The sequence below is a fragment of the Pseudoalteromonas luteoviolacea genome, from assembly GCF_000814765.1.
Lineage (GTDB): Bacteria > Pseudomonadota > Gammaproteobacteria > Enterobacterales > Alteromonadaceae > Pseudoalteromonas > Pseudoalteromonas luteoviolacea_H.
In genome coordinates this window covers 154781-180847 of sequence record NZ_JWIC01000005.1, presented here as the reverse complement: position 1 = coordinate 180847, position 26067 = coordinate 154781, and the positions used below count along the sequence as shown (strand labels likewise).

General features: G+C 41.8%; 24 protein-coding genes. 6 read left to right on the top strand and 18 right to left on the bottom strand.

Going from position 1 to position 26067, the window contains the following annotated elements:
- Positions 1 to 51 precede the first annotated feature (51 nt).
- Positions 52 to 1953, top strand: coding sequence for a beta-ketoacyl synthase (locus tag JF50_RS08375; protein WP_039609011.1), 1902 nt, complete (start codon positions 52 to 54; stop codon positions 1951 to 1953).
- Between the two features lie 49 nt (positions 1954 to 2002).
- On the opposite strand, the gene fghA is transcribed toward JF50_RS08375, so the two are convergent.
- Both fghA and JF50_RS08365 read right to left on the bottom strand, forming a co-directional pair.
- Positions 2003 to 2848, bottom strand: coding sequence for an S-formylglutathione hydrolase (gene fghA, locus JF50_RS08370; protein WP_039609010.1), 846 nt, complete (start codon positions 2846 to 2848; stop codon positions 2003 to 2005).
- A gap of 81 nt (positions 2849 to 2929) precedes the next feature.
- Positions 2930 to 4051: an S-(hydroxymethyl)glutathione dehydrogenase/class III alcohol dehydrogenase gene (locus JF50_RS08365; RefSeq protein WP_039609009.1), complete on the bottom strand. Its 1122-nt coding sequence runs from the start codon at positions 4049 to 4051 to the stop codon at positions 2930 to 2932.
- A gap of 99 nt (positions 4052 to 4150) precedes the next feature.
- Here JF50_RS08365 and JF50_RS08360 point away from each other — a divergent pair, with 99 nt between their 5' ends.
- A complete protein-coding gene (locus JF50_RS08360) occupies positions 4151 to 5026 on the top strand; it encodes a LysR substrate-binding domain-containing protein (protein WP_039609008.1) in 876 nt (291 codons plus the stop codon).
- Here JF50_RS08360 and JF50_RS08355 read toward each other — a convergent pair.
- Complete coding sequence (locus JF50_RS08355; RefSeq protein WP_039609007.1) at positions 5023 to 6690, bottom strand: SulP family inorganic anion transporter; 1668 nt, start codon at positions 6688 to 6690, stop codon at positions 5023 to 5025. The two genes, JF50_RS08360 and JF50_RS08355, sit on opposite strands and share 4 nt — an antisense overlap.
- 156 nt (positions 6691 to 6846) lie before the next feature.
- Between JF50_RS08355 and JF50_RS08350 the strand changes: the two genes are divergently transcribed.
- From JF50_RS08350 to JF50_RS08340, 3 genes are read left to right on the top strand one after another with little or no spacing between them, the layout of a single operon-like run.
- Complete coding sequence (locus JF50_RS08350; protein WP_039609006.1) at positions 6847 to 8049, top strand: lipoprotein-releasing ABC transporter permease subunit; 1203 nt, start codon at positions 6847 to 6849, stop codon at positions 8047 to 8049.
- Positions 8042 to 8749, top strand: a complete 708-nt coding sequence (gene lolD / locus JF50_RS08345) for a lipoprotein-releasing ABC transporter ATP-binding protein LolD (protein WP_039609005.1) — start codon at positions 8042 to 8044, stop codon at positions 8747 to 8749. Before JF50_RS08350 ends, lolD begins: the two co-directional genes overlap by 8 nt.
- On the top strand, positions 8742 to 9971 hold the full coding sequence (locus JF50_RS08340; RefSeq protein WP_039609004.1) for a lipoprotein-releasing ABC transporter permease subunit: 1230 nt from the start codon (positions 8742 to 8744) through the stop codon (positions 9969 to 9971). The genes lolD and JF50_RS08340 overlap by 8 nt, the downstream gene beginning before the upstream one ends.
- Positions 9972 to 9984: 13 nt before the next feature.
- On the opposite strand, the gene JF50_RS08335 is transcribed toward JF50_RS08340, so the two are convergent.
- From JF50_RS08335 to JF50_RS08290, 10 genes are read right to left on the bottom strand one after another with little or no spacing between them, the layout of a single operon-like run.
- Positions 9985 to 11610, bottom strand: coding sequence for a bifunctional diguanylate cyclase/phosphodiesterase (locus tag JF50_RS08335; RefSeq protein WP_039609003.1), 1626 nt, complete (start codon positions 11608 to 11610; stop codon positions 9985 to 9987).
- A gap of 2 nt (positions 11611 to 11612) precedes the next feature.
- Positions 11613 to 12686 (bottom strand): protein-glutamate methylesterase/protein-glutamine glutaminase, encoded by a 1074-nt coding sequence (locus JF50_RS08330; RefSeq protein ID WP_039609002.1) that lies wholly within the window; start codon positions 12684 to 12686, stop codon positions 11613 to 11615.
- Positions 12683 to 13486 (bottom strand): CheR family methyltransferase, encoded by an 804-nt coding sequence (locus tag JF50_RS08325; protein ID WP_039609001.1) that lies wholly within the window; start codon positions 13484 to 13486, stop codon positions 12683 to 12685. Before JF50_RS08325 ends, JF50_RS08330 begins: the two co-directional genes overlap by 4 nt.
- A 9-nt stretch (positions 13487 to 13495) precedes the next feature.
- Positions 13496 to 14041 carry a chemotaxis protein CheW gene (locus tag JF50_RS08320; protein WP_039609000.1) on the bottom strand — a complete coding sequence of 182 codons (546 nt, stop codon included), beginning with the start codon at positions 14039 to 14041 and terminating at the stop codon, positions 13496 to 13498.
- On the bottom strand, positions 14034 to 14630 hold the full coding sequence (locus JF50_RS08315) for a chemotaxis protein CheW (RefSeq protein ID WP_080760166.1): 597 nt from the start codon (positions 14628 to 14630) through the stop codon (positions 14034 to 14036). The genes JF50_RS08320 and JF50_RS08315 overlap by 8 nt, the downstream gene beginning before the upstream one ends.
- Before the next feature lie 5 nt (positions 14631 to 14635).
- Positions 14636 to 16618, bottom strand: coding sequence for a methyl-accepting chemotaxis protein (locus tag JF50_RS08310; RefSeq protein WP_052262190.1), 1983 nt, complete (start codon positions 16616 to 16618; stop codon positions 14636 to 14638).
- A gap of 19 nt (positions 16619 to 16637) precedes the next feature.
- The gene (locus tag JF50_RS08305; RefSeq protein WP_039608999.1) at positions 16638 to 18752 is read right to left on the bottom strand and encodes a chemotaxis protein CheA; all 2115 of its coding nucleotides are present in this window, start codon (positions 18750 to 18752) and stop codon (positions 16638 to 16640) included.
- A gap of 9 nt (positions 18753 to 18761) precedes the next feature.
- Entirely contained in the window at positions 18762 to 19037 is a 276-nt protein-coding gene (locus tag JF50_RS08300; RefSeq protein ID WP_039608998.1) for an STAS domain-containing protein, read from the bottom strand.
- A 9-nt stretch (positions 19038 to 19046) separates the two neighbouring features.
- Positions 19047 to 19415, bottom strand: a complete 369-nt coding sequence (locus JF50_RS08295) for a response regulator (RefSeq protein ID WP_039608997.1) — start codon at positions 19413 to 19415, stop codon at positions 19047 to 19049.
- A 7-nt stretch (positions 19416 to 19422) separates the two neighbouring features.
- Positions 19423 to 20559 (bottom strand): methyl-accepting chemotaxis protein, encoded by a 1137-nt coding sequence (locus JF50_RS08290; protein ID WP_039608996.1) that lies wholly within the window; start codon positions 20557 to 20559, stop codon positions 19423 to 19425.
- 171 nt (positions 20560 to 20730) lie between these two features.
- Between JF50_RS08290 and JF50_RS08285 the strand changes: the two genes are divergently transcribed.
- Positions 20731 to 21144, top strand: a complete 414-nt coding sequence (locus JF50_RS08285) for a DUF4826 family protein (RefSeq protein WP_039608995.1) — start codon at positions 20731 to 20733, stop codon at positions 21142 to 21144.
- On the opposite strand, the gene JF50_RS08280 is transcribed toward JF50_RS08285, so the two are convergent.
- The 5 genes from JF50_RS08280 to mnmA all read right to left on the bottom strand — a co-directional run bounded on the left by JF50_RS08280 (position 21128) and on the right by mnmA (position 26055).
- Entirely contained in the window at positions 21128 to 21586 is a 459-nt protein-coding gene (locus JF50_RS08280; protein ID WP_039608994.1) for a GNAT family N-acetyltransferase, read from the bottom strand. The genes JF50_RS08285 and JF50_RS08280 overlap by 17 nt on opposite strands.
- 129 nt (positions 21587 to 21715) lie before the next feature.
- The gene (locus JF50_RS08275) at positions 21716 to 22870 is read right to left on the bottom strand and encodes a cupin domain-containing protein (RefSeq protein ID WP_039608993.1); all 1155 of its coding nucleotides are present in this window, start codon (positions 22868 to 22870) and stop codon (positions 21716 to 21718) included.
- Between the two features lie 75 nt (positions 22871 to 22945).
- The gene (gene purB / locus JF50_RS08270; protein ID WP_039608992.1) at positions 22946 to 24316 is read right to left on the bottom strand and encodes an adenylosuccinate lyase; all 1371 of its coding nucleotides are present in this window, start codon (positions 24314 to 24316) and stop codon (positions 22946 to 22948) included.
- A 36-nt stretch (positions 24317 to 24352) separates the two neighbouring features.
- Positions 24353 to 24955 (bottom strand): high frequency lysogenization protein HflD, encoded by a 603-nt coding sequence (hflD, locus tag JF50_RS08265; RefSeq protein WP_039608991.1) that lies wholly within the window; start codon positions 24953 to 24955, stop codon positions 24353 to 24355.
- The gene (gene mnmA / locus JF50_RS08260) at positions 24955 to 26055 is read right to left on the bottom strand and encodes a tRNA 2-thiouridine(34) synthase MnmA (RefSeq protein ID WP_039608990.1); all 1101 of its coding nucleotides are present in this window, start codon (positions 26053 to 26055) and stop codon (positions 24955 to 24957) included. The genes hflD and mnmA overlap by 1 nt, the downstream gene beginning before the upstream one ends.
- Positions 26056 to 26067: the final 12 nt, after the last annotated feature.

Here is a 26067-nt window from a genome sequence, read left to right as displayed (position 1 = left end):
ATCTACTTCATTCTAGAATTATTGCAACAAATAAGTATTAAAGAGTTAAGTATGACAGCATTACCTATTATTGTCGGTATGGGTGGTATTAATGCCGCAGGTAGAACATCTTTTCACCAAGCATATCGTAGAATCGTTCTTGATAAACTCGATCATAACGACAGAGCAGATACCTTTTTAGGCCTAGCTACGTTAATGAATTTAGTGTCTGTAGACGGTGATAATTTGATCACTCAAGATGGCGAAGTGATCTCCAAAGCAGATGTTGAAAGCAAAGTAGGTGATCAGGTTATTGCAGGTACTTTAATTCGTAAAATAGAAAAAAACCACTTTGATGTTGACGCGACACATTGGCAGCAAAAGCTAACAATTACAGCCAATACTGAGCAAGGTCTTCGTTTCACCTGTCGTAAAAAAGATTTACCGACACCAGTACCTAGCAGCTGGGCAGTTGAAGAAGTCGATGCCAAAACTGTGAACGTGCATATACCGGAGCAACTTGAAGTAAAACACGATAGTTACAGAGATAACCCGATAAAAGCAGCCGGCCAGTTACCAACGGGCTTTGAACCTGCAAAAATGTATAACAGTCGCTATCAACCTCGAGGTTTACAAGCGACTATCTTCGCAGCGACAGACGCGATTAAATCAACAGGCCTAGATTGGGATAGCGTGATGTCGAGCGTTAAACCTGATGAAATTGGCACTTATTCAGCGTCAGTGGCAGGTCAAATGGACAATGAAGGTTTAGGCGGCCTAGTGCGAAGCCGATTAAGAGGCGATCGCGTAAGCACCAAACAGCTTGCGCTCGGTTTGAATACCATGTCTACTGATTTTATTAATGCATATGTGACAGGCAGTGTAGGTACGACTTTCTCAACAGCGGGTGCATGTGCAACTTTCTTGTATAACTTGCGAGCTGCTGTCAATGATATTCAAGCAGGTCGTACACGTGTAGCGGTTGTCGCCAGTGTTGAATGTGCTTTGACACCAGAAGTGATTGAAGGCTTCGGAAATATGGGCGCCCTTGCAAACGAAGAAGGGTTGAAAAAGTTAGACAATACGGACGAAGCTGATCATCGCAGAACGAGTCGTCCGTTTGGTGAAAACTGTGGTTTTACCATAGGTGAAGGCGCTCAGGTTGCTATTCTAATGGATGACAAACTCGCGTTAGAACTAGGTGCAGAGGTGATGGGCTCTGTTGTTGATGTATTTGTAAATGCGGATGGTGTAAAGAAGTCAATTACGGCGCCAGGTCCGGGTAACTACATTACAATGGCAAAATCAGTAGCGTTGGCACAAGAAATTGTTGGACAAGAGTCTTTGCAAAAGCGTAGTTTCATCTTGGCACACGGTTCTAGCACACCGCAAAACCGTGTGACTGAATCAGCTATTTATCACAAAGTTGCGGAAGCGTTTTCAATTAATGGTTGGAAGCTGGCAGCGCCTAAAGCTTATGTTGGCCATACAATTGCGCCTGCATCGGGCGATCAGCTAGCTATCGCATTGGGCGTATTTAGCCACAATATTATGCCGGGTATAACAACAATTGATAAAGTCGCTGATGATGTATTTGATGAGCATTTGGATATCCGTAACTATCACTATGATTGTGGAGATATGGACATTGCATTCATCAACTCCAAAGGGTTCGGCGGCAATAACGCGACGGCCACCGTGTTTTCTCCAAAAGTGACAGCGCGCCTGTTGGCTAAACGTCACGGTGAAGCTGTGGTAGCTGAATATCAGCAGAAGCTGACAAAAACCTCTGAGAGGCAGCAAGCGTATAAGCTAGCGGCGGATTTAGGTAATTATGAACTGATATATCGTTTTGGTAACGGTATGGTTGATGAGTCGCAGCTGACCATAGATCAAAATGAATTACATATACCTGGCTTCGATGAAGCGATTAAGCTTACAGGTAATAATCAGTACACTGATCTGAGCAAATAGAATTAATGTTAAGCAACAAAGGCGCTAAGGAGTAGCGCCTTTTTTATTTTTACGCTTTTAAATATTGCGCGTGGAATTGAATATGTTGCTCGATGAATGAACAAATAAAAAAGTAGCTGTGATCGTACCCGTTATGAAGCTGATAATCGATATCGTAACCAGTTGTTTTAGCCGCGTTAAGCAATACTTCGGGCTTGAGCTGCTCGGTTAAAAACACGTCATCACTGCCTTGGTCAATTTTGATAGGGATCTTTCTATCGATAGTGTTTTCAAGCAGTATCTTGCTTGCATCATATTGTGCCCACAGAGATTCATCCTCACCCAAGTAACCGGTAAATGCTTTTACACCCCACGGACAGCCCATTGGGTTTGTGATTGGTGCAAACGCAGAAATACTTGTATATTGCTTACTATTTTTAAGCCCGATAGTTAGCGCACCGTGCCCCCCCATGGAATGTCCACTGATGGCTTTTTTATTCGAGACAGGAAAATGAGACTCGATAAGTTTAGGTAGTTCAACCGTTATGTAGTCATACATATTATAGTGAGATGCATAGGGCGCTTGAGTGGCATTTAAATAAAAGCCAGCACCAAGACCGAAGTCATAGCTGCCATTCTCATCATCAGCAACATCCTCACCACGAGGGCTGGTGTCTGGCGCGACAATGGCGATACCATGTTCGTTGGCATACTTAAACACACCTGCTTTTTGCATGAAATTTTCATCTGTACAGGTGAGTCCAGAAAGCCAATATAGTACTGGTAACTTACAATTTGTATCGACTGTTTTTGGCAAAAAAATGGCAAACGTCATTTCGCAGTTGTTAGAGATACTTTGGTGCTTGTAGCGTTGATGTATGCCACCAAATACTTTGTTTTCGCTGATTAGTTCCATATTGTAGGCAACTTAAAATTAAATAAGAGTTTTAACGTGATAAAAGCAATGCGTGTTAACGCACCGCTTTTTAAGTTTTTGTTAGTAGTGAATTACTGAGCGAATGCTCTTACCTTTATGCATTAAATCAAATGCTTCGTTGATGTCATCTAAAGCCATTGTATGGGTAATGAAATCATTGAGTTTAAACTCACCAGCCATATATCTTTCAACAATTTCTGGTAGCTCTGAGCGACCCTTTACCCCACCAAAAGCAGTACCACGCCAAACGCGTCCAGTTACAAGTTGGAATGGGCGTGTTGAAATTTCTTGACCTGCACCAGCAACGCCGATGATAACTGACTCGCCCCAGCCTTTGTGGCAGCACTCAAGGGCGCTGCGCATCACATTGACGTTACCAATACATTCGAATGAGAAGTCTACGCCGCCGTCGGTCATGTCCACAATCACTTCTTGAATTGGCTTATCATAATCGTTCGGATTGATTAAATCAGTTGCACCAAGCTTCGTTGCCAGTTCAAATTTATCGGTATTGATATCTACACCAATAATTCGGCTTGCACCAGCCATGGTTGCACCAATAATCGCTGACAGTCCAATACCACCTAGACCAAATATAGCAACGGTGTCACCTTTTTGTACTTTCGCGGTGTTCAGCACTGCACCCATACCGGTTGTTACACCGCAGCCAAGTAAGCAGATCTCTTCAAGGGGGGCTTCTTTATTAACCTTTGCTAGAGAAATCTCTGGTAATACGGTGTATTCAGAGAAAGTAGAAGTCCCCATGTAGTGATAAATAGGCTCGCCATCTTTATAGAAGCGCGTTGTGCCATCTGGCATGAGGCCTTTACCTTGCGTTTCTCTTATTTTTTGGCACAAGTTGGTTTTACCAGACGTACAAAACTTACATTCACCACACTCAGGCGTGTAAAGTGGTATAACGTGGTCACCAATCTCTAGGCCCGTCACTCCCTCACCAATAGCTTCAACGATACCTGCGCCTTCGTGCCCTAAAATTGCAGGGAAAACACCTTCAGGATCTTCACCTGATAGCGTAAAAGCATCCGTATGACATACACCAGTGGCTGTAATTTTAACCAACACTTCGCCAGCTTGAGGCATCATGACATCGACTTCTTCGATGCTGAGAGGTTTGCCTGGACCCCATGCGATGGCGGCTTTTGATTTAATAAATTGTGCCATGTTCTTGTTTTCCTATTTTTATAGAGAAGCTTAAGTATAACCTTTATTATAAATTTGATAATCTCGAAAATAATAAAAGACTTTTACGGATTTGTAATAATGGATAGGTGGATTGGAATAGATGAGTTTGTAGCTGTCGCGGTGTATGGCTCTTTTACAAGTGCCGCAGAACAATTAGACACCTCGGTAGCACAAGTGAGTCGCCGGGTTAAAACGCTTGAAAGCACTCTTGGCTATCAATTATTAAACCGTACGACAAGAAAACTGTCTTTAACAACGGAAGGTAATGTTTTTTTATCCCATGCAAAACACTTACAACATGCATTAGATGATGCGACTTCCGCGCTTCGACAAAGAGATAGTCAACCTGCGGGAAAGATAAAGATGACAGCGCCAGTGATGTATGGAGAGCAATATATTATGCCATTGGTCAACGAGTTTATGGCGTTGTATCCGAATATTCAAATTGACATGGAGCTTAATAACAACAAGCTTGATTTAATAGAGCAGGGATTCGATTTTGCGATTCGATTGGGGAATTTGAAAGATTCGTCAATGAGGGCGAGGTTATTATCACATCGGCAAACTTTAGTGTGCGGTTCACCAGCATATATATCCAAATCAACACCGATAGAGCACATTAGAGATCTAGAACGACATACTTGCTTGGTTGGTCAGTCGAGTGTTTGGCGTTTCATAGACGGCGGCAAAGAGTGCCAGATGACTGTTAAAGGTAGGCTCCGATGCAACAGTGGTTGGGCGCTGGTTGATGCCGCCAAACAAGGGTTAGGATTAGCGCAGTTGCCTCATTATTATTTAACAGAAGCCATTGAAAAAGGTGAACTTGTAGAAGTATTGGATGGATATAGACCAGAGTCAGAAGGTGTCTGGGCGGTGTACCCACCCAGACGGTATTTACCAACATCAGTCAGAGAATTACTTGAATTTATTGCCGATGGCTTAAAGTCAAATTAGCGCTGTGTTGTTGATATTGACATAGCTTCAAGTGCTTTGTGTAGCGCAGCTTCACGACTATGACAGAAAGCATCGGTTCCAAGCTTTTCGCGAATATTAATTTTGTTCAGCTTTTCACTCGTCTCTTGGTTGGGCGAGTAGATAAATACTTGAACATTGGCATCAATAGCATCTGTGATCGCATTTTCGATTGCTAAGCTCACAGTGACATCCAGCATAGCAACATCACTTAAGTCCAATACCATGGTTTTATATTCACTGATATATCTGTGCTGCCGCGCAATCGCTTTTGATACACTGAAAATCATTGGTCCAGATAAGTAGAAAAATAGTAATTTGCCTTGTGCTTTTTCTAAGAGTTCCTTTTCATGGCTATTTAATGGCACCTCTTCGTCAGTATCATTGTCGCTAATGGCTTTAACATGCTGCTCTTGTACTCGACTTAAACGCTCAATAACCATGATGTTAGAGATAAACACACCTAAGCCAACTGCCACGATCAAGTCGACAAATACAGTTAAGAGCATCACGCCATACATAATCGCCATTTGACTTATACTCAGTTTGTGCGCGCGTTGAATGAAGCTCCAATCCAAGATGTTATAGCCTACATAAACCGCGATACCGGCCAGTACTGCCATTGGAATGGGTTCAGTGAGACCGCCTGCAACAAAGACCACTGCCATTAAGATCAATGCGCGAATAATGCCAGCAAGGGGCGAACGTGCACCCACTTGAATATTCACCACCGTACCCATTGTCGCACCTGCGCCAGGTAATGCGCCAAATAAACCTGAAATCATGTTTGCAACACCCTGACCACGAAGCTCTTTGTCAGAATCATGTTCAGTTCGAGTCAAGCTGTCTCCGATAACTGCTGTGAGCAGTGTATCAATACAGCCTAATGTGCCCAGAACAAGTGCATCAATGACCATTGAAGTAAACTGTTCAGCGGTAAAGGTTGGCCAAACTACTGAAGGCAAACCACTGGGTATTTCACCAATTCGGTTTATGCTGTCAGTATCAAAAATGATGATAGAGACTAATGTTACTGCTACCAATGCAACCAATTGAGCGGGTACGTATTGGCGATACTTTTGAGGTAAATAAAACAAGATAGCCAGTGTTAAAATACCTAAAAATAGCTCAGCAAAATGTAAGTCTAAGAGTAGAGCAGGTAGCGCACCCAGCGTGCCTAACACGCCTCCTGGTGGAGCTTGATGTCCCAATAAAGGCGCAAGCTGTAAAATGATGAGAATGACCCCGATACCTGACATAAAGCCGGAAATAACGCTGTAGGGCATTAATGTGACATATTTGCCGAGTTTTAATGTACCGAGTAGTATCTGAAATGCCCCGGCCATCATTACAACAGTAAAGCCCATTGCAAGTCCGTTTTCGGGGTACTGTGCCATCATAGTGGTCAGAACAGCGGTCATAATAACCGTCATCGGACCTGTTGGCTCAGAAATCAAAGAGGTAGAACCGCCAAATAAGGCAGCAAAGAGACCGACGAGAATAGCGCCCCACATTCCTGCTTCTGCACCGGCACCAGAAGCAACCCCGAAGGCGAGGGCTAGGGGAAGAGAAATAATAGCAGTGGTCACACCACCGAACAAATCCCCCTTAAAATTCATATGCTTAAATCTGTCTAGGGATAACATAGAACTTCCATACCGCAAGATTTCACGCATTTTACACCAAATTGAGACATTAAGTAGCGGATAATTAAAAAATTTTTACACATCAAGGTGTGACCAGTTGATCTCATCTGTGTTAGCATTACTCAATTAGAAGAAATTAAAGAAATAAATTTTAATATGTTTCAATCGGTTAGCCTTTTTGTTGGGCTTAGATACAGTCGTTCTTCCAAGGGAAATGCGTTTGTTTCTTTTATCTCATTTTTCTCGATAGCGGGCATAGCGCTTGGATTAATGTCATTAATAACAGTGAATTCGGTTATGAATGGCTTTGAACAAAGCTTAAAAAACGCCATGCTTGATCTCATTCCGCATGTACAGCTTTCTGAAAAAGATAATCATCAACCAGCAGCCAGTTTAAATACTCTATCGGTATTGCCTGGAGTGAAACGGGCTTCACCCTACGTCACATCTGATGTCATATTGCAAACCAATAAAGAACTTGTTGGTGTCAGATTACAAGGCTCGTTTTCTGGTCATCCAACGGCAATTAATCCGCATATTGAATCTGGTAGTGTAAAAGCAATGCATGATAAGCGCTATCAACTAGCCATTAGCCGATTTTTGGCGAATAAGTTAGATGTGAGCATCGGTGATAAAATTCGCGTTATTTTCCCTGATATAACCAGTTATACCCCGTTGGGTCGAGTGCCAAAACAGAGACTGTTTTCTGTGGCTGCTATTTATAACTCTCGAAGCGAAGCGGATACAACATTGGCGTTTTCCGATGGCGCAAGTCTCATGAAGTTATTGAAAAAGCAACCAGGTAAATATGATGTCAGCTTGACGTTAGACGATGCTTTTTCTGTAGCAGATTTTAAGTCTAAAAATAAGCAGCTGTTGTCTGAGTTTAGCTATCAAGACTGGCAAGTGCAGCAAGGGGCACTATTTGCAGCTGTTGCCATGGAAAAACGAGTGATGTCTTTATTACTCGCGCTGATTGTTGTGGTTGCTGTTTTTAATATCATATCTGCGCTTTCAATGATGGTGAGTGAGAAGCAAGGTGAAGTCGCCATATTACAAACTTTAGGGTTTACACCAAATAAAATAGCGCAAGTATTTATGATTCAAGGTCTTTATAACGGTCTTGTAGGTACTCTTATTGGCGCCGTATGTGGCCTTTTGCTGGCTGCAAACATCAATGAGGTGTTAAACCTCGTTGGTTTGTCACTATTAGGTGGCATGGAACTACCCGTTAAATTCGATAGTATGAGTCTATCTTTTATAATTTTTACCAGTTTGTTATTAAGTTTTTTAGCCACACTTTATCCTGCGCAAAAAGCAGCTAAAGTGATGCCTGCCGAGGTTTTAAGATATGAATGATCCCGTGATCCAATGCCAAGCACTCAATAAATCATACCATGAGGCAGGTAACCAAGTGTCCGTACTCAAAGGAGTGAACTTATCTTTAGAACAAGGGGAAACGCTCTCTATTGTCGGTAGTTCAGGCTCGGGTAAAAGCACGTTGCTACATATTTTGGGCACTCTCGATTCAGCGACAGAAGGCACATTGAAAATTAAAGGCACTGACGTGCAGACATTATCACGGGCCAAGCAAGCTGACTTTAGAAATCAACATATGGGGTTTATTTACCAGTTTCATCATTTATTAATGGACTTTAGTGCGCTAGAAAATGTTGCGATGCCACTTTTAATTGGTGGTAAGTCAAAACAAGACGCTAAAACCGAAGCTGCGCAAATGCTTGATAAAGTGGGGCTTGGTCACCGAGTTGATCACCGCCCATCGGAGCTCTCTGGTGGGGAAAGACAGCGTGTTGCAATAGCAAGGGCGCTTGTTACAAAACCGTCGTTGGTGCTTGCCGATGAACCAACTGGAAATTTGGACAAGCACAATGCACTTAAAATTTATGAGTTATTAAACGAGTTAAATAAAGAGTTTGATACCAGTTTTGTTATTGTGACGCATGACCTTGAATTGGCTGAGAAGTTGGGACGTGTTGTGCAACTGGATGATGGCGTACTCGTTGAATATCAAAAAGACGGTGGTCGCTCGCATGCTTAGTCTGTTTTTAAGCAAACGATTACGAGAAACCAAACATCAAAGTGGTTTTATTGGTTTTTTGAGTAAAGCATCAACCATTGGCGTCTTTTTGGGCGTAACGGTTCTGATTGTTGCTTTGTCAGTCATTAATGGTTTTGAACAGCAACTTAAAGAGCGCTTACTTTCTGTGGTTCCTCATGTCAGCTATCAAGCACCTTATGAGCCGATTCAGGATTGGCCTACAAAGGTTGAGTTGCTTGAAAATCAGCTGGGTGTGGTAAGCGCAACGCCAGAGATAAACGTTACGGGCATGGTGCAGTACAAAGGCAAATTGAAAGCTGCGCAGCTAAAAGCGATTGAGCCAAGCAAGCATAATCAGGTTTCTAGTATTCACCGCTATATCAATCCCCTTAAACTTGAGCGTTTAGATGAGAATGAGATTGTGCTCGGTAAAGGGATTGCAACTCAATTAGGCGTGAGCCTAGGTGACAAAGTCACTGTGCTGATTGCTAATCAACACGCTAAGAATGCGTTAGCGGCACCAAAGCGTGTGTCATTTAAGGTAGCAGGACTTATCTCAATGGGCGGGGAAGTTGATAAACATTTAGCGATCGTGAGTTTGGCAAAGGTACAGCAAGCCTTGTCGCTGGACAGAAAAACGGTTACAGGGCTAAGGTTATCAGTGGATGATGTATTCAATGCGCATCAAATTGCTATGAGTGCAGGACGTGCATTGCCTGACCTAGTTTATGTACAGAGCTGGTTTAGAACACAGGGCAGTTTGTATCAAGATATTCAAATGGTTAGAACCATCGTTTATTTAGTTGTGTTTTTAATCATCGCAGTTGCAAGTTTTAACATTATTTCTTCAATGGTGATGGAAGTAAAAGAAAAGCAAGCTGACATCGCCATTTTAAAAACCATGGGGACACGCGATAGTACTATTTTTATGACATTTGCCGCACAAGGGCTAAGTTATGCTTTGGTAGGGGCGTTTTGTGGTTTGCTTGTTGGCACACTGATCGCGCTCAATATCTCAGAGCTGTTTATGCTTTGGACCTCTATAGATGGAAGTAACCCATTGCAGGGGGTGTACTTTATCGAGTTTTTGCCGAGTAAATTAGATTTCACGGACATTGTGATTGTCTTGTTGGCAACGGTCTTTATTTCAGTTATTTCTAGTATCTATCCAGCATGGCAGGCTACTAAAGTTGAGCCCGCACGTGTGCTTGGAGGTGGGTAATTTGTTGGAGTAACTAGCTTTCAAAATGAAGATAACTAGATTTGTCTTCTAAAACATACTCAACAAAGGCGTCAATTGGCAGCGGTTTACTATAGTAGTACCCCTGAACATATTGCACGCCTTTTGCTTTTGCATAAATCATTTGCTCCATATCTTCGACACCTTCTGCAACCAAGGGTTTATCTAGATTTTTTGCCAGTGAAACAATCGAGTTAAAGACCGACTGCAACTTGCCATCTTTAACCACATTCGTAACAAACGAGCGGTCTATTTTTATTTCATCGAAGTGTAACTTACAGAGGTAGCTTAAGCTGGAAAAGCCCGTACCAAAGTCATCGATTGAAATAAGAAAGCCTTTGCTTTGCAATGAAACCAACACTTCATTGACGTATGAAAAGTTGTCTATCAGGGCTGATTCTGTGAGCTCAAGTTTGATACAACGCGGGTCTATTTTGTATTCAGACAACGCATTGAGTAATTTGCTTTCAAAGTTAACGTCTAATATCTCCACCACACTGATATTAATGGCAAACATATAGTTTTTTGGCTCAATGCCTTCACTTCTGAGCTTATCTTTTGCTTCTTTTATCTGTGAAAGGGTAAACATGGTAAGTTTGTTGATGTCACCAGTACTCTCAACAATCGGTATAAATTCTACAGGTGAGACCGGCTGGCCATCCAGCGTCCACCTCATTAAACACTCAGCGCCGATTAAACACTCTGTTTTAGTATCATGCAATGGTTGCAATACGACGCTGAACGTATTGTTAGAGTTTTCATTGTGCAAAGCATCTCGTAGAGCGGTTTCTATTTTGTTCTGTCGCTCAATCTGCCGCGCTAACCCTTCTTGAAATTCGACGAGTCTCAGCTTCTCTGATAATACATCAAAAGTAGCCATCTCAGCTTTGTTGAGGCTCAGTTCATGATCGTCTTTACCCAATTCTTTGTAGTAACCCAAAGCGACGTTACTGTAGAAACTACTGTCGTTAAATTCAAAAGGTTCGTTAAGGTGGTTATATAGGGCTTCAATATTGATAGGGGATGAATTAGGAATAAATACACAGAAGCAATCGGATGAATGTTTGGAAAATACCCCTTGTTCATATTCCCCTTGAAAGCGTGAAAGCACTTCCATAAAAACTAAGTTTGCGACGCCAATATTCCACACCTCAGATATTCGCTGATAATTACAGATTCGAATACAGCACATAACTCCAGGTGTATCCAGCTCCTGAACTTTCGCAATAAAGGCTTCTCGGTATAATAAGCCTGTATGCGGATCTCTGATTGCCAGTTGTTTATTTAAGCGTCTAATCGCGACTAGCTCTTCAATTAAGTCGACTTTAACAAAGGTAAGCTCATTCTTTCTTGTGTAACTGAACCTGACCCAATGTACATTGCTGTTATCGACACTTACGCCAAGTTCGAGCTGATCAAAACAAGATTCAAAAAGCACCTTTTTTGCGTCTAAGTCATTAAAGTCTTCATCAAAAAATTTCAAAGTAGGGCAGTTGACAATATTATCACCCACATTCAGTGTTATTAAATTACTGGCTTTATCAGAAATTCCTGTAATGGTACCGTCCGGTTCATAGGCAACGTAGATGATACTTAGCAGTTCTAACAGGCTTTTTTGCATAGCTAACACCTTAACACTTTTAAAATTTGATACGGGATATTACTGAGCGAAAAGACTTTATCTACCGCGCCTCTTGCAATCGCCTCTTTTGGCATACCAAAAACAACACAACTTGCTTCACTTTCGGCAAAATTAATGGCACCTGCTTGTTTCATATCTAACATACCTGATGCACCGTCATCACCCATACCTGTCAGAATGACGCCAATGGCGTTGCGGCCAACAGACTGCGCGACAGATCTAAATAACACATCTACAGAGGGGCGATGTCGACTTACCAACGGGCCATCCCGTACTTCTAAATAGTAGTCGCTACCTTGACGTTTTACCAACATGTGCTTACCACCGGGTGCGATATACACATAACCAGCTTTAAGTCGCATTGCATTTTCGCCTTCAACTACCGTGTGACGAGTGATCGTATTTAATCGTTGAGCAAACGCATGCGTGAACTTGCTGGGCATGTGTTGAACGATGACTATGGGCGGAGTATCAGGCGGTAGGAGAGATAAAAACCCTGTGAGCGCTTCGGTGCCACCCGTTGATGCGCCTACGGCAATCACCTTGTCGTGCGTTATAGGAGGTTTGAGCTCATTAGGTGATGTGGCTGGTAACACTTCGTCAACCGTATGATTGTGCCTAATTGACTCCTCAGACAGGTAACGCATGGGCTTAACTTTGGCCTTTCCGGCTGCTTTTATGGCATCAACGATTTGAGTAATGCCTTGGTTATTTAAGAAATCAGTTAGGCCTTGAGTAGGCTTCGCGATCACGTCAACAGCGCCAGAGGCAAGCGCTTCCATAGCGGTTTCAGTATGTTTTTGGGTGAGAGCGGAGCACATGATCACAGGGGTTGGTTTTTCTTGCATGATTTTTTTGAGAAACGTAATGCCATCCATTTTTGGCATTTCTACATCTAATAATATGACATCTGGCCAACAGAGTTTCATTTTTCGTTCAGCCAATAAAGGATCGGGTGCTGAACCAATTAGTTTAAGCTCTCTGTCATGCTTGATTATTTCACCCACGAGTTGCCGCATTACCGCAGAGTCGTCGACGATAAACACGCTAATCATAACCTAACCTTTTTATAGATACAGGGTTGAATTAATTCCAGTCCAGGGCGTTTCTTGCGGAGAGACTCAGAGTGCCCTAAAAATAACAACCCGCCATGGTTTAATCGATGTATTATGTTGTCGATAATGGCTTTTTGTTTGATTTCATCGAAGTAAATCAAGACATTCCGTAAAAATATGATATCAAAAGAATAGTCTACATTTTTTAGTCTCAGCAAGTTATCAACATAGAAAGTGCAGTGGTTTTTGATGGCTTTGTTGACCGTGAATGTGCCCTCATTGTGGTCAACGCCTTTAAGGCAGTACGCTCGGCGGTATTTTTTAGGTATTTTCTGCGATGTAGACATAGCAAAACAGGCTTCTTTTGCCATTTCGACCGCTGTCGGAGAAATATCCGTGCCAGTCACAGACCAGTTTCGGCCGTAAAATAAGTCATCGAGCACCATCGCGATAGAGTAGGCTTCCTCGCCTGTGGATGACGCCGCACTCCATGCTTTAATATGAACTTGGCGACTGTTTTTTCCTCTAAAGTATTGATATAAAAATTCAAACTGAGCTTGTTCTCGAAAAAAATATGTTTCGTGCGTTGTCATCTTATCGATGAAGATATCAAGCTCTTTTCTCCCATCTGGACTAGTGATCAGCTGATAATATTTATTATGTGTCGTACATTTAGTCGCTCTTAAGCGAGAGCTAAGTCGACTGGCCATAATATCCGATTTTGATGAATTTAGCCGTATCCCAGTGTGTTCATCAAGCACTCTATTTAATTGATTAAACTCGAGCTTACTGATCGCCATAGGCCATAGTTACCTTTGACAGTAATCTATAAAAAATTGCTCTTGTTCATGCTTTAATGAGGAGTTTATTTCATTCACATTAAGTACTCTTTTTATATCTAGTAACGTTGTGAGTTTGTTATTAATTTTTGCCATTTTCCACTCAAAGTGTCTTGGTATGTTAGACCCAAAAGAGGGGGATGATTCAAGTTTATTTAAATCGATAAACTCGATGGATACAACGCTATTCACTAACATGCCAAGCGTCATTGACTCTTCTAGTGATTGGTCAAAAAATTCATATAACACAATGCAGCTATACTTATCGTAGGGTGTTGTGGACTTTAAGCCTAGCCGACTTTGCAAGTCCAATACGGGTATGACGCTACCGCGCACGTTAATTACTCCTCGAATTACATCCGAGCACATAGGCACCATGGTGGTGTCCACGAGCTCAATGACTTCTTTAACCGATTCAATTGGGATCCCAAAGTGGTCATGACCAACTTTGACAAATAAATAGCGCAATTCACCTTTTTGTTGAATGTGGGCAATCTCTTGGTGACTATCATTCATGATTTACCTCATCTGATATTTCATCAGTCGCACTTTCAAGTATCGGACTGTCCTCACAAGTTTCTTCAGCTGATTCACTGTCACTTAACTCAGCATTATTGAGATCTTCTATTAACTTGATGTCGTCTAAAGTGAGTATTTTTGAGATGTCCAAAATAGTCATAAGTTTGTCTGGCAACTTGGCGAGTCCCAGTACGAAACGGCTGTGAAATTGCCCGCCAATACTTGGCACGCTATCTATGTCTGCGCCTGATATATCTAACACTTTAGTAACCATGTCGACTTTGAGTCCAATGGTAATTTCTTGGGCGTTAAATTGACATTCCGCGATGATAATACAAGTTCTATTGGTGATCTCTTGTGGCTGCTTTGCCAGTCGCAAAGATAAGTCAAAAACGGGGATCACCTCACCACGTAAGTTAATGGCTCCAATGATGAACTCTGGCGCCATCGGGATAGGATCCACCTCAATATACTCCATAATTTCTTTTACTAACGAAATATTGATGGAGTAAGACGCGTGATTGAGCTCAAACGCCAAATACTTATCTTTGTCGACTAAACTATTTTGGGTTGTATGATCAGTCATAACATTTACTCATCAAATGGCGTATAGCCTTCTTCTGGCATTGAGCTTGAAGATTTCGACTCTTGTACTGAGCGTCTCAACTTGATCATTTGCCTATCATTGCTGAGTTTAAAGTAGTTCACGGTTGAACGAATGTCGCTGGTTTGGTCTTGAACCATTTTAGCGGTTGAGGCTAATTCTTCAGACGCAGACGCATTTTGCTGTGCAATTTCATCCAGCTGCGATACTGTTCTGTTTATCTCGGCAACACTGGTACTTTGCTCGGTAGACGCTGCGGTAATTTCTTGAACTAGATCTGCGGTTTTACCAATGTTTGGCACCATTCTGTCTAACATACCACCAGCGTGCTGGGCTATCTTCACACTGTTATCGGCAAGGGTGCTTATGTCTTGTGCTGCAACTTGAGAGCGTTCCGCTAATTTTCTAACCTCATCTGCAACCACGGCAAAGCCTTTACCGTGTTCACCCGCTCTGGCCGCTTCAATGGCTGCGTTTAAAGCCAATAAATTGGTTTTGTATGCAATGTCTTCAATTATGCCAATTTTTTCGGCGATTTGCGTCATGGCTTTGACGGTATCTTTTACAGCGCGTCCACCATCATTGGCCTCGCTACTTGATTGTTTAGCGATGTCATTGGTGACTTTAGAGTTCTCAGTGTTCATTGAAATTGAAGAGCTCATTTGCTCTAAGGACGCAGAGGTTTCCTCTACGCTTGCCGCAAGTTGATTTGAAGTGGAGCTGAGCATTCTTGAAGTCGTACCAACTTCGTTGGTGCTGTGCGCAATAGACTCAACCGACTCTTGAATATCGAGAAGAATATTCTGTAAGCGTTCTATAAACCCATTGAAACTTCGTGCGGTTTCTCCAATTTCATCATTGCCAAAATCAGGTATACGTCTGGTCAAATCGCCTTCACCAGAGCGTAAATCTTCTGCTGCTTCTGCGAGGGCATTGATTGGAATAACGATACCACGGATAAGGAAAGCAGCCGTTGCGGTAGCTAAAACAATGGCAACGACCAGTAATGCCCAGACCAAAGAGATACTTTCTCTTGCTGCGGTGACCAAGGCATCGAGAGACTCATCACCTTCTTTTATTGCCTCATTGGAGATTTCTTCTAAAAGGTCTTCAATTTTGTTGAACACCTCGTGCTCTAGGCGGTCAACATCACTGGACGCTTTGATTTTGTCACGAGGGTCGTACATGGCGAAAATTTCTTTACCACCATTATATAGCTCCATATACATACGTTCGACTTCGCTAAGCGCTTTGATTTCAGAAGGCTTTCTTTCTAATGGCTTGAGATCTGCCAGAAAGCCTGTGAAGGTTCTGGCATCTTTCTCAAAAGCGGCGTCTGCGCCGAGCGCGCCACGCATATACGCATTCATGGAGCTCATCATATCGCCTTGCTCGTCGATCAGCTCTAAGTAATATCTAACACCAGGGAGGTCGTCATTCACCACCTCATTAAAGTCACCACTGCTGCCCGCATCTGCAACTTCTTCTTCTTTTAACGTGTCAAGTAGTTGCTCAAGGGGGATCGCAAATTCTTTATTTAGGTAATCATATTTATCAATGGCTTTGGCTTCTAAGAGTGGATCGAAACGATCAAAAATCAGCTCTTGATTCTCATTGGCGTAGCGGCTTACTAACTCTTCTAGCTGGCGCAGCAAAGAATTGTTGACTGTGCCTAACTGTTTTAAGTCCTCAAGATAACGAATAAATTCGTTATAATTTGACCTAAAGTCTTCGCTTTCATCGGATTCGCCAGCGATGTATTCCAGCACATTGCTATTCATATCTCCTAATTCGTCTAGCATGTTTAAGGCGTAGATAGTTTCAGGTATGTCTACTTTACCGACGTCCACCGCAAATTCTTCAATCTCTCCATTTTTAAGTTGAACAGACATTGCTATGACTAATAGCAATACGCCCATGGTAAACATCGCAAGTATGATTTTGTTGCGAATGGTAAAGTTCTTAAACATGTTAGCTCTCCGGAATTACCTAATGCTTTTTCTCTAACGCCTCATATACTGAAATTGCAGACTTTATCAGGGCAGAAACATCTAAAATAATGGCTACATTTCCGCTTCCTAAAATCGTCGCACCGCTAATACATTTGAGTCCTTCGAACAACCTTCCTAGTGGTTTTACTACTGTTTGAAACTCACCTTTGAGTGAGTCGACAACCAAACCTGCCCGTAATGTACCAAACTGCACAATTACCAATGACTCTCTGGTATGGTCGATTTGTTCTTCAATGCCAAATAAGGTTCTAAGCCGAATAAATGGCAGTACTTCGGTTCTTAAATTGATATAGCTCTTGTCTTGTATATCTTGTTCAGAAACGACTTCATGTAGCTCTAAGCACTCCACAACGGTATCTAAAGGGATCACGTAATTTTCTTTGTGCACCTCAAACATGAAGCCATCTATGATTGACAGGGTAAGAGGGAGTCTAATTAATATGGTAGAGCCTTGCCCTGGCAAACTTTCAACCTCAACACTGCCTCTTAAGCTGTCAATGTTTCGTTTAACGACATCCATACCGACACCACGACCAGAAATATTCGTGATTGATTCAGCTGTTGAAAATCCAGGCTCGAAAATAAGTAGGTTGATGTCTTTTTCTTGTAGTGTTTGATTAGCACTCACCAAGCCTCTATCTACAGCACGCTTCAAAATTCGCTCTTGGTCTAAGCCTTTACCATCGTCACTGACCTCAATGACGATGGAGCCTGAGTCATGATAGGCCTTGAGTGTTAATTGCCCTTGCTCTGGCTTACCTTGTGCTCGTCTAGTTTCTGGGTCTTCTATACCATGATCAATGGCATTTCTGACTATGTGCATGAGCGGGTCACTGACTTTTTCAACAAAGGTTTTATCAAGCTCAGTCTCAGCACCAATGATAGTCAAGTCGACCTGTTTACCTAGCTCATCAGCGATGTCCCTGACGACCCGTTTGAATTTATTAAATGTTTCACCTATTTGAACCATTCGCAGTTTTAAAGAGCTGTCGCGAATATTCTCAACCAGTCGTTCAAGGAGAGCCATTGCTTCTATTAATGTTTCGTTGCCTGTTTCATGGGCAAGCAAATTAGTTCTGGCTCCAGTAATCACCATTTCGCCAACTTGATCAATTAGCCTGTCTAATTTTAGGGCTTCAACACGTAATGTTTTGCTTTTATGTATCTTTGAGGTGTTTGCCGCAGTGGGAGGATTTGGGCTAGTGCCAGCTAGCTCCGTATTGGTAGTTTCCTTTTTTTGGCTTAACAGTTCGATAATATCTGCCAGTGCAGGATCAGCCTGTTTAAGTGCGTTGGTGACAAAATCAATGTCTTGGTATTTCTGAATGCTCGATTTTAAAACGTCTGCATCCCCGTGAGGGGGCAATATAGCAACATGTGCCTCTCCGAGAATAAATTCGAACACGTCTTTAATTTCTTCTTCAGTTTTGTCCGTATTAAATGAAAGAATAAACGAAAGGTAGTTGGATTCTGGATCAAACTGCTGTGGTCCAAACATAGCATCAAACCAAGTGCTTACTTTGAGATCTTGTGTTTCAGAATCTAAATAATGTATGAAAGAGTAGGGATCGAGTCCGTTTCTTAAAACATTTTCGTTTGGTACAAAAAACACAATCCAGCGCTGATTGTCCAATAAGTTTCCAGAGGCCTTTGCGGCTGAAATGCCTTCATCAGGGTTACTGGACTCCGCATCAATGTATTTTGAGAAGCACCCGACGAGATGATTAACCTTATTTAATAAATCTTGATCGGGCTCTGTCTCAGCTGCCGCAAGTGTGATCAGTATTTCAGTGGCATCTCTTGTTTCTAGATACAGTGAAATCAGGTCTTTATCTAATTGTAATTCGCCGTTGCGAGCGCTTTCTAACAAAGTCTCTGCGATATGGGTGAGCGTAACAACGTGCTCAAAATCGAATATGCCGGCGCTGCCCTTTATCGTGTGAATGGCCCTAAACAGCGCATTAATAATTTCGCTGGTATGCTCTTCAGAGGATTCAGATTCTAAATCTAAAAGCCCGTTCTCCATTTCTTGTAACAGTTCTTTTGATTCAGTTACAAAAGTGGCTATAGCAGACGACAAATCGATAGACATGACTACCCCTTAGTCATTTTGAGGTGCTGACATACCAACACCCAACTTTTTACACCGTTTTTCAATGAGTTCATTTGTAGAGATAGCATCGATTTTTAGTCCAATTTTTTGACTGTGATAAACAACCCAAATAATGAGCTGTAAACCAGCAGAGTCCACTTCTGTGGTATCGCTAAAATCAAATGAAACACTCTCTTTGTCCGAAATATAAGACTTAATTTCATTGAACGTTTCTTGAACTTCGTAAATCGTTAGTTCAGAAGGAAATTTAAAACACTCTGACATATGTGCTCTCTACATCATTAATAGTTTTGATACTGCTTGTAGCATTTGTGCAGGCTTAAATGGTTTAACCATCCATGCTTTTGCACCAGCTTTCTTTCCTTCTTCCATCATGCTTTGCTGATTTTCTGTGGTTAACATTATTACGGGAGTAAACTTATATTGGGGAAGCTGTTTAGCTTGCTTAACAAACTCAATACCATTCATATTTGGCATATTTACATCACTGATTATCAGATGTATTTTGTTACCATTGAGCTTGGTTAGCGCATCTTTCCCATCTCTAGCTTCCACGACATTAAAGCCTGCGCCTGTTAAGGCGATATTGACGACTTGTCTGAGTGAGTCAGAATCATCTACTACTAATATGGTTTTACTCATAATGGCCTCATAAGAAAGTTAAATCATCAACCGTATCGTCATCGCCATCTTTTGATAAGATGCTACGTTGCTCGTTGGTTGCTGCGGTTTTCTTCAGTTCGTTACTGATCCTTTGGTGATTAAATTTAGCTGTTTGGCATTTCCTGCGATTCAGAATAAATTGGTCAATCTCTTCGGTCATGATGTGCAAAGCGATTGTCACGCTATCCTGTATCTGGTCGACTCGATCTTGAAACTGTAAATCGACCATAATGTGTGAAATTTTTTCCCGTATCTCTATATTAGAAGCGTGTAGCTCAGAGGCTTGCGCTTCGACTTGTTGAGATAAATCAAGCCATTCATCTACGACATTATTTATTTCAGTTCGATATTTCTCAGTGAGGGCTTGCTTGTTTTCTAATTCACTGTTCATCATATCCATTGAAGTACGCATGGCGTTTGCAATGCTCTCAATAAGCTGTCCGATGCGTACGCCTGTTTCACCGCTAGAGTTAGCTAATGACCTGACTTCGTCAGCAACAACCGCAAAGCCTCTGCCGTTTTCACCTGCACGAGCGGCTTCAATAGATGCGTTTAGTGCCAATAAATTAGTCTGTTCGGCAATTTTAGACACATCAACCGACATCGTTTGCAATTCGTTACTTTTGTCTACTAAATCTTTAATCGTTACTGTCATTTGAGCTTGGGAGTCATTGGTTTGCTCAATATAAGCGAGTACATCGTTGAGTTTTTCTCGGCTCGACTCAGATACACCTTGCAGGGTGTTGCTACCATCACTTGTTGTTCTGTCCAAAGTATCTGAAATGTTTCCAACCAGTTGAGAGAACTCTCCGGACATATTCACGATTGAGCTTTTGGTTTGTTCTCGCGCACTGGATACTTGCGCGATCAGTTGAGGAATGATGACACTGCTCAGTTGCTCTAAACATGCTAAATCTTCTTTTTGTTCTTGGGTGTTGACTGTTTTAGACAGCTCAGGCTCAATTTGCTCTTCAGGTTTAGTCTGTTTAAGGCCGATGTTTTGACATACTAGCGCGATAGCTGACATCCCAGCTAAAAGGAGTGTGGTTAGCAGAGACTCTACAAAAAGTAATCCAATCACCAATATTAATATCGGTGCAATGTAAGCTACAAACAAAAACATGTTACTTATTCTTCAGCTGAGTTATTTTTAGCCTAGTAAAGTATGATTATTGTGCAAATTTTAATTTGTCTCTGCGCTTTGCCATTTCTTTGTTGCAACGAGTTAATGAAATTAATAGAGTGTGGGTAAAGTTTAAGACAGTTTAAAATAAAGAAGTAAGCAGGTTTAATTATGTCAAATTCGCAGCAGCAGAAATCACTCCAATCGTGGCAACGAGAACAACTACACGTAGCTCAACGCTACCTTGCAGAAAAAGGCATCATCACAAACAAAGTAATTGAAAAAGAATGCCGTATTTTGCCGCCAGCACTTGCAATTTGGCGGCTTGAAGACCAAAAAGGAAAGGGCTACTGGGCTATTTCCGGGCAAGTACCAACCGATGCAGTAGAGGTGAAAGTGGCTAACAGTGCAAGGGATGTACTAAGACACCTATCATTTCAGTGGCAATTAAAGGCCGACGGCATTATGTCATCAGGCATAAAAGATCAAACACAGATTAATTTTGCAAACTTGCTTGTTAACAAGGCGCATGATATCTATGCTATTTACGACAATGATAAATTGTGGGCTAATGTAGCATCGTAAATGGCTCCGAGTTTATCATTGAAGCAGGGCATTTGAGGCGCTGCCTTGGGATCCCTGCTTCCATAAATACGGCACCTTGTTTGCTAAATCCCGATTTTATAAACGTGGGTACTTCATCTAAAATACACTGAACAAAAACGTCTTCTAGACCTTTCTGTTGAGCAAGATCTGCTAGATAACCGATTAATGATTGATAGGCTTGTCTGTTTCGATGATCTTTAATTATTGCAATACGGCTGATTAACCCGTCACTGCATAGCCGACCGGTGCCCACAGCTTGGTCGTTTTCATCACGTATTAGCACATGATCAGCTGTTTTGTCATGTTGATCGAACTCTACTTGTTTTGGTAAGTGCAATTCACAAACGAACACTCTTTCACGAATTTGGCGCAGCTGTCCCTGAGTTTGTTTCCAACTCACTTTGTCGACGTGATAAATCATGATTACCTCTTTGCGAAAAATCATAGAACACGTCCTGACGAATAAGGGAAAATTCAACCCTTATTATTATTTTGAGGTGCCACGAATTTGGCACCTCATTTTTGTTCGGTTGGCCCTGTCAGTCAGGCATTAAGACCAAGCTTCAATGTAAAATAGCCCGTCATTAATAAGCGTAGTTAACGTTTGTTTGAATTCCAAGCTAATTAACGCTGGTTTTACCTGTTCAAAAGAAAAAGTTGTACTATCTGTTAACAATTTTACCTGTTCCAGAGTACTTTTGGGCAGTGTGTAATTTTCCCCATTCACGCTCAACAATATGTACGTGTCGGCGACTTGATAAATTGCTCTCACTCCACCAGAACGAATTACTGTATCGTGTGGCTCAACTTCATCTTCTAGAAACTCTGCGACTAATGCATCATCAAGGGGCGCTAAGTCCATATCGTGCTTGGGTTGACTTAAGTAGGTACCTAGCCATTGGCTATATAATGTGTCATTCTCAATTAATCCGGTTAACATAGCCTGGATTTTGAGCTTGTCATCTAAATTAATTTCACCAATTGATGGTCTTGTGTTGAGGTCGGCATCACTGTAGCGGCTTTTTCCCGCTTCTTCGTCAATAATGTGGTCAGCAAAACTACTGATCAGGTCTTTTTGGTCAGGTGCTCTAAACCCAACAGAGTAGTTGAGTGCATTTTCAACGGCATAGCCTTCGTGAGGGCAACCTGGTGGAATGTAGAGAATATCACCCGGCTCAAGGACTTCATCAATTATGGCTTCAAATTGTTCAACTTGCAGTAGCGCCTTGTCTTTTGTGAACTGTTTCAAATTCGCATCTGGCATACCAACACGCCAGTGTCTTTTACCTTCACCTTGAATAATGAATACATCATACTGGTCTAAGTGAGGTCCAACGCCACCTTTAGGGGTTGAATAACTGATCATTAAATCATCGATGCGCCAGTTGGGAATAAAACGAAATGGTTCAAGTAATTCGGCAGCTGGTGGATGCCAATGATCAACAGCTTGAACGAGTAGGGTACTGTTGGTTTCAGTTAACTTATCAAAATTTTCAAATGGACCATGGTGGGCTAACCAATTTTCATCATGATTCGTGATTAATCGAGACTCTATGCTGTCTTCCATTGCTAAGCCTGCAAGTTCCTCCGCTGACAGAGGGTCTTGAAAATCTTTAAAACCTCCTTTGATGAGCAGAGGTTTTTTTTGCCAATACTCTTTTAAAAAGGTTTCTGGGCTCATATTGTTAATAGACAGCTGGTACATATTTTCTCCATAAAAAAAGCGAAAGTAACAAGCTATTTGCTTATCCTTTCGCTTAATAAAATCTAATAATTTAGATTAGTTTAATTCGTCGATAAATGCTTCTGCACGACCAATGTAATTAGCCGGAGTCATCAGCTTCATCTCAGCTTTAACTGCATCAGGTAAATCTAGGCCGTCGATGAACTCTGCCATGATCTCTTGATTAACACGCTTACCACGCGTTAATTCTTTAAGCTTTTCATATGGCTTTTCGATGCCATATTTACGCATAACTGTTTGAATTGGCTCTGCAAGCAGCTCCCAGTTATCGTCAAGCTCTGCAAGTAGGCGATCGGCATTGACTTCTAGCTTGCTAATACCTTTAAGTGTTGCTTGATATGCAATCAGAGTGTAACCCATACCAACACCTAGGTTACGAAGTACTGTTGAGTCAGTAAGGTCACGCTGCCAGCGAGATACAGGTAGTTTTTGCGCAAGGTGAGCAAAAATGGCATTTGCTAGGCCTAAGTTACCTTCAGAGTTTTCGAAGTCAATTGGGTTTACTTTGTGCGGCATTGTTGATGAGCCGATTTCGCCAGCAATTGTTTTTTGCTTGAAGTGGTTTAGTGCAATGTAGCCCCAAACATCACGGTCAAAGTCTAATAGAATTGTGTTGAAACGTGCAATCGCATCAAACAGCTCAGCAATATAGTCATGCGGCTCGATCTGAGTTGTGAAAGCATTCCAAGTTAGGCCAAGGCTTGTTACAAATGACTCAGCGTGTGCATGCCAGTCATATTCAGGGTAAGCACTAAGGTGTGCATTGTAGTTACCTACAGCACCGTTGATTTTTCCTAATAGTGATACATTTGCAATTTGCTCGCGTTGACGCTGTAGGCGAACATAAACGTTAGCAAACTCTTTACCCATAGTAGAAGGTGATGCAGGCTGACCGTGAGTACGTGTCATCATTGGTACTGACTTATACTCAATTGCCTTATCTTTGATGGCATTAAGCAGGTTATCACAGTAAGGAAGTAATACTTGATCACGTGCTTCGCTAAGCATTAAACCATGAGATAGGTTATTGATGTCTTCAGATGTACAAGCGAAGTGAATGAACTCATTTACAGCTTGTAGCTCTGCATTATCCGCAACTTTCTCTTTAAGCAAATATTCAACTGCTTTAACATCATGGTTTGTAGTACGCTCGATGTCTTTAACACGCTGTGCATCTTCTTCGCTGAAGTTTGCCACGATGTCGTCAAGTAGCGCATTCGCTTCGTCACTGAAAGCAGGTACTTCTTTGATTGCGTCAGCTTTTGCTAAAGCTTGTAACCAACGAACTTCTACAGTAACACGGTATTTGATCAGACCGAACTCACTGAAGATGCTTCTCAGTTCTTTGGTTTTGCTACCATAGCGACCATCCACTGGAGAGATAGCGGTTAACGCTGAAAGCTCCATAATTTCTCCTAACTAATTGGTTTTTTGAACGATATTTTAAATAAATTGTTGTGCTGTGTGGATAATCTTCTTTTTAGAGAAAAAGAAGTGACGGCGTTTGCCGCCTAACTGTCGCCACAACACGGCACTTCTAATACCTGCTAACAGCAAAGCACGTATCTTATGTTGAACATGGGTTTGCTGTAATAAATCTGGTTTACCAAAAACTTGGATCTTTGGACCTGCAGGGCTGATAACTTGGGTGTAGATATCAGCAAGTGCGCCTAGAACTTGTTCGTCATAGACATTGAAATGTAATGTTTGCCTTTCTACTTGCTCAATACGTTTTGCTAGTTCTGAGAAAACAGCATCATTAGATGATAAGGCTCTTTCTAATTGTAATAGGCTGCCGACGTATTTTACTATCTCAACGTCTTTTTCACCGTCACTTGAAAGTTGAGCAACTAGGGATTGATAACCACCTTTAAGGGCAAAGTGATCATCATAGACATCTTCTGGATTTTGAGGCGCGGTATTTAATATGCTCTGCAAAAACGTATGCACTTCGTTTTCATTGAAGGTGCCATAGCGAGCACATTTTTGAACAAGCTTTGCTATTTGGCAAATAGCAGCGAGTGGAATAACGGCTTTAGATTGCATTATTTAATCACCGACTCAATGATACCACCACCTAAGCAAGCATCATCGGAATAAAAAACAGCAGATTGACCAGGCGTTACGGCTTTTTGTGGCTCATCAAATAAAACACGCGCCATGCCGTCTTTACCAACTAATAAAGTACAAGGGATATCTTCTTGTCTGTAACGTGTTTTCACTGTGCAGCGAGTCGTGCCTTGTGGACCTGCACGATCTACCCAATGAAGTTGGTTTGCATTCAGGCCATTACTGTAAAGGCGAGGGTGATCTTTACCTTGTCCAACAACAAGTACATTGCGCTCTACATCTTTATCTACTACATACCAAGGTTCACCAGAGCCTTCTTTCATTCCGCCAATAAGTAGGCCTTTTCTTTGGCCAAGGGTGTGGTACATCAAGCCTTCATGTTCACCGACTTGGTTTCCTTCCGCATCTTCAATAATACCTGGCTGGGCTGGTAAGAATTTTTGTAAGAAATCTTTGAACTTGCGTTCACCAATAAAGCAAATACCTGTGCTGTCTTTTTTGTTGTGTGTAATTAGGCCTTGCTCTTCTGCAATTCTGCGTACTTCAGGCTTTTCGATTTCACCCACTGGGAACAGGGTTTGTGCAACGTGTTCATGACTGAGTGTGTATAAGAAATAACTTTGGTCTTTGTTATTGTCTAAGCCTCTTAGCATGGCAAACTTTCCGTCACGTTCCTCTCTGCGAACGTAGTGCCCGGTGGCGATGTAGTCGGCACCTAATGCTTCGGCAGCAAACTCTAAAAATGCTTTGAATTTAATTTCTTTGTTACACATAATATCTGGATTAGGCGTACGACCAGCACGGTATTCTTCCAAGAAGTATTCAAATACGTTATCCCAGTATTCAGCTGCAAAATTGACTGTGTGTAATTCAATGCCAAGCTTTTCACAGACCGCTTGTGCATCTTTTAGATCTTCAGCAGCAGCACAGTATTCATCGTTATCGTCTTCTTCCCAGTTTTTCATAAACAAGCCTTCTACTTGATAGCCTTGTTCTTTTAGAAGGTAAGCTGAAACTGAAGAATCTACGCCGCCAGACATGCCGACAATGACTTTAATGTTACTGTTATCGCTCATAATATCGCTGTA